This is a genomic window from Thermoplasma sp. (assembly GCF_008709555.1).
In the GTDB taxonomy this organism is placed as follows: Archaea; Thermoplasmatota; Thermoplasmata; order Thermoplasmatales; family Thermoplasmataceae; genus Thermoplasma.
Genome location: NZ_VYIJ01000033.1, coordinates 1 through 4,267, shown reverse-complemented (window position 1 = coordinate 4,267; position 4,267 = coordinate 1). Strand labels below are relative to the sequence as shown.

At 47.6% G+C, this 4,267-nt stretch carries 6 protein-coding genes and 1 tRNA gene; 5 read left to right on the top strand and 2 right to left on the bottom strand.

The genetic code is table 11. The annotated features are described in order from the left end of the window. Positions 1-297: 297 nt before the first annotated feature. Together F6Q11_RS07400 and F6Q11_RS07395 are read left to right on the top strand one after the other, a co-directional pair. A complete protein-coding gene (locus F6Q11_RS07400) occupies positions 298-1,239 on the top strand; it encodes an esterase family protein (protein ID WP_297027929.1) in 942 nt (313 codons plus the stop codon). Between the two features lie 60 nt (positions 1,240-1,299). Next, positions 1,300-1,371: transfer RNA gene (locus tag F6Q11_RS07395), tRNA-Ala, on the top strand. Here the strand turns inward: F6Q11_RS07395 and F6Q11_RS07615 are convergent. Continuing rightward, complete coding sequence (locus tag F6Q11_RS07615; RefSeq protein WP_367119344.1) at positions 1,353-1,619, bottom strand: tyrosine-type recombinase/integrase; 267 nt, start codon at positions 1,617-1,619, stop codon at positions 1,353-1,355. The genes F6Q11_RS07395 and F6Q11_RS07615 overlap by 19 nt on opposite strands. Before the next feature lie 355 nt (positions 1,620-1,974). On the opposite strand from F6Q11_RS07615, the gene F6Q11_RS07390 reads away from it, so the two are divergent. From F6Q11_RS07390 to F6Q11_RS07380, 3 genes are all read left to right on the top strand, one after another. Then, positions 1,975-2,139, top strand: a complete 165-nt coding sequence (locus tag F6Q11_RS07390) for a hypothetical protein (RefSeq protein WP_297027927.1) — start codon at positions 1,975-1,977, stop codon at positions 2,137-2,139. 11 nt (positions 2,140-2,150) lie between these two features. Beyond that, positions 2,151-2,612: a hypothetical protein gene (locus F6Q11_RS07385; protein WP_297027925.1), complete on the top strand. Its 462-nt coding sequence runs from the start codon at positions 2,151-2,153 to the stop codon at positions 2,610-2,612. 363 nt (positions 2,613-2,975) lie between these two features. Next, positions 2,976-3,521, top strand: a complete 546-nt coding sequence (locus tag F6Q11_RS07380; protein WP_297027923.1) for a GNAT family N-acetyltransferase — start codon at positions 2,976-2,978, stop codon at positions 3,519-3,521. Here F6Q11_RS07380 and F6Q11_RS07375 read toward each other — a convergent pair. Continuing rightward, on the bottom strand, positions 3,522-4,267 hold a 746-nt coding region (locus F6Q11_RS07375), incomplete at its 5' end, for a radical SAM protein (RefSeq protein ID WP_297027921.1). It lies immediately after the preceding gene.

Here is a 4,267-nt window from a genome sequence, read left to right as displayed (position 1 = left end):
AGCATAATAGGCACATTCTACCAGGGCGGGAACTACTGGTGGAATTTCAACGGTACTATACCTTACAATGACAACGGCCTGATATACTACGGCGGGGATTACGTGCCTCTGGTGCACGGGTTCCCGTTCTACCTGTTCAGGGAATATTTAGGATTCTGAGATCTCTAAAAAACCTTACAATCTAATTTTTTTTGATCTGATGGATCGAATTTCAGGCTTATCTGATTGGTTGTTGGAATTTTTCATTTTCCTGAAAAAGATGCACAGATATACTATGTTTCCATAACCCAGACGTATATGAAAACGGAGATCATCGAATTTGAGAGCGATGCGCTGAAGAATAACTATCTGGGGGATGATTACAGGAGGCAGATACTTGTATACACTCCTGACGATATGGATGACTCCTGTCCACTGATGATAGAGCTTGCAGGGACGAACTGGAAGCCGAGGCTCCATAACAAATTCGCCGGCGTGGTTGAAAGATTGTTTTCACAGGGGCTGAAGGCCGTAATAATCAATCCAAACTTCTCCACGAAATATAACATGAATCAGTACATCAACTCGCCCGCGGTTGGCAACTATGAGGACTTCATAATCAAAGAGATAATACCACACTTCAAAGAGAGATACAGTACAGGAAAGACTGCGCTGTTCGGGAAATCATCGGGCGGTTTCGGATCCTACACCCTTGCAGTGAGGCATCCTGACGTCATCAACGGATTTGCAGACCACTTCGGAGACAGCTGCTTTTTCTATCTCTACGCCGATGATTTCGCATATACATACAACCAGCTGCAGAAATCTGGAATGAAGGAACTCTTGAATAGACTGCTGTCGAAGAAGCCCACAGACGAGGAGATGCGAGCGTTGAACGTCTTTGGAAGCTCTGCATTCTATTCGCCCGATCTGGACAGCGATTATGGTTTCGATCTGCCGTTTGACATCGAAACGGGGGAGATACTTGATGAGATATGGGCAAAATGGAAGGATCTTGATCCAGCAAAGAATGTGGATCTTAACCTGGAGATATTGAAGAAGATGGATGCTATATACATTGATGTTGGGGATGCAGACGAGTACCACCTCTATGTCGGTTCAAGGGTGCTGCATAGAAAACTTGCGGCCGGCGGCGTGAAGCATCATTACGAGGAATTTCAGGGAGGGCATTTCGGAAACTCTGAGCGGTATCTCGTTTCTATACCATTCCTGTACGATATGCTCAGGATCAGAGAATGATAGCCAGCGCAATGGGCGGCAGTCAAAAAGATTTATAGATGAATGCTATTAAGGTTTAGCGGGCCGGTAGATCAGAGGTAGATCGCTTCCTTGGCATGGAAGAGGCCAGGGGTTCAAATCCCCTCCGGTCCATGAAGGAATGTACAGGGTTTAATGGGTTTGATCCCCACCGATGCCTTTACGAACTTCACATTGCTTCTTGAGATCCGCTCCAATGCCTCGTCCGCTCCGATCGCCGCGTATATCTGCGTTGTCCCTAGGTTCTCGTGGCCCAGCATTATGCGTATGGTTTCCAGATCCACCCCGGATCTGAGCAGCGTCTTCGCGTAGGTGTGCCTGCACTTGTGCCATGAGAAGCGGACGCAGGTCTTCTCAGATATGTCCCCGGCTATATTTACTGTGTACTTCTCCTTTACCCTGCCGTTCCTTATACCCTCTTCATGGGACCTATGTGTTGCCTTTGCACACCCCTTCAGGGTTCATAACCTGCAATACATTGATCTTATTGCGTGGCCCGAGTAGTTCCTCCTTTCTTCCATCCCGGCTCCTGACATAAGGAACCTTCTCGCCGTAGCAGTAAGCATTTTTGCAAGATCGAATGCTTTCTGTTCCTGCTTCCAGTACATAGAGAAAGATCCTAATAGGCCAGAAACATCGCAGAAATTTACGGGGTTTCTGGCCATGGCAGACATGGTGACAGCAAAAATTAAATATCACCCAATATAAATAGTTTTTATGAAACAGGGCATGAAAAGAAGGCCTATCGTCGTTGGCGTGGCGCTTCTCACAATAGTCCTGATCCTGGGTTTTGTCCTTTACGTTGCAAGCTACCCGCAGAGCTTCCCGACCTATGGATATGGTATTTCAAGCTCAGTCTACAGGATGACAGGGGGCTTATAGGCAGGCCACCTGTGGAGCTGCAGGTTGGGCAGCAACTCATAGAGGGGAACGGCAGCATGACCATAACGTGGAACGGCGAAATACCTGAGGGCGCTTACCCTGAGGTCTACTTTGGCAAAGATTCTGATTTCGTTAACGTTTATGCCCTAAACGTGGCAAACAACAGGAACGTGGATATAGTTAAGATCGCGATCTGCTACTATTCGCCGACAAACTACCCGCCCATGAGACCCTGGTACACGAACTCAAGCTTCATGGAAAGTGGCTGGGGGCCTGTTACAAGCTGGGCTTTCACAAACGTCACAATCGCACCCCATTCCAGTTCAGTGATCTACAATGCAACCTTCATTTCCACAGCAGACAGGATAATTTTTTACTTTGCAGACAACTCAACCTACGCTGAAAATCCATCATATGTACCTTTTCCATACTCTAAATATCCAGTATACAATATATCCCAAATTTTGAATTAATTTAATTTTTCTTATAGGCAGGCTTTATAGAAAAGTTAGGAGTTTGAGGGAAGCAGTAAGACTCAGACCTTCAGGGAGGAGATACACGGACTTCCCCCAATGGAAAAATAATAAAGAAATTCGGTATAAGTTTATGTACTGCGATAACCACGCAGTATAAACGAAACAGTTGGGTAGGGCCGGTGCACAATCAATACCTGTGGAGACACATCTGGTGGTGTACCAGATCGTGATGGTATCACCTGCGTGTCGTTGAAGCAGGAAGAAGCTCCTAAGCTTCAGCTGAGGGCTAGCTCACGGATATCAAGTGATATCCTAAACACTATTTCATATCATTTTTATAGAATATCCTATTCATTATTCATGCGTCCACTTATAATGGAGAGCGAGGATGTCAAGATCGGTCTGATAACCAGAGAAGACCTCCAGCGCCTCTATGAAATATTCAACAACCCAAAAGGCGCCAGATTCATTCGAGATCCGACACAGATATTTTATCCCGAGGATCTAGATGATTTCTACGACGGCCTGCGCAGGAACAAGGAGAAAACAAGGATATACGCCGTACTATACGGGAAATCGGCCGAATTCATTGGCACCATCGGCCTCTACGACATAGACACCAAGAACAGCTACGCCTACATAGCATTCGGCATCGATCAGAAGTTCTGGGGCCGCGGGATAACCACAAAAGCCGTATCCCTGATGATGAAGTATGCATTCGATACCATGCATCTCCGCAAGCTCATCAGCAGCGTCTTCGAACCAAACATAGCATCCAGGAAGGTTCTGGAGAAGAACGGATTCGAGGAGGTGGGCAGGTATCGCAGGCACGGATACGTACCTGGATATGGCTTTGCTGATGAAGTGCTCTTCGAGAGATTCAACGAGAAGATAATATACATATGATCAGAAAAGCGTCCTGTTAATCCTTGCATTCTCCTTCAGGTAGTCTTCATCCTCGCTGTGGCACTCGACGCCGTATTTACCGCATATTCTTCTTATCCTTGGTTCGAGATCCGTCATATCTGGAGCGGCTGGCCTGATGCCAGCCGTTATCATCATCTCAGCGGACCGCGGATAGTATGAATATGCATCGAATATCACGCGCGATCCGGTATCAGAAGCGATCCTGGCTATTCCCTCAACGTCCGAATTGGAATCGTTGAAGCCTCTTATTATAGGGCCGTAGAAGATCCATGTGCGTATGCCGGCCGCTGAAAGCGAGGCAAGAGCCCTGTGCCTCACCTCTGGCGTCGGGCTCTGGGTTTCTATAATTCTCGCCTTATCCGGCGATGCGGTCGTCATCGTGATGCCCACATCAACCATTGAAGGATGCCCGGAAAGCAGATCCATGTCCCTTGTCACTAACGGCGACTTGGTCTGGATCGAAACACGGAACCCCTCTTTCAGCAGGATCCCAACTGCCTGCCTGGTCAGCCTGTACCTGAATTCAACGGGCTGGTATGGGTCCGTTATGGTGGATATCCCGACGATACCGCGCCTTCTGTACGGAATCTCCCGCCTCAGCACCTCTATTATGTTCCTCTTTGCTATGACAGTGAATCCCCAGTCAGATGAGGCCCTCGCATCCTTCGTCATATCCATGGCATAGCAGTACAGGCACCTGTGCATGCATCCCAGGTACGGATTAA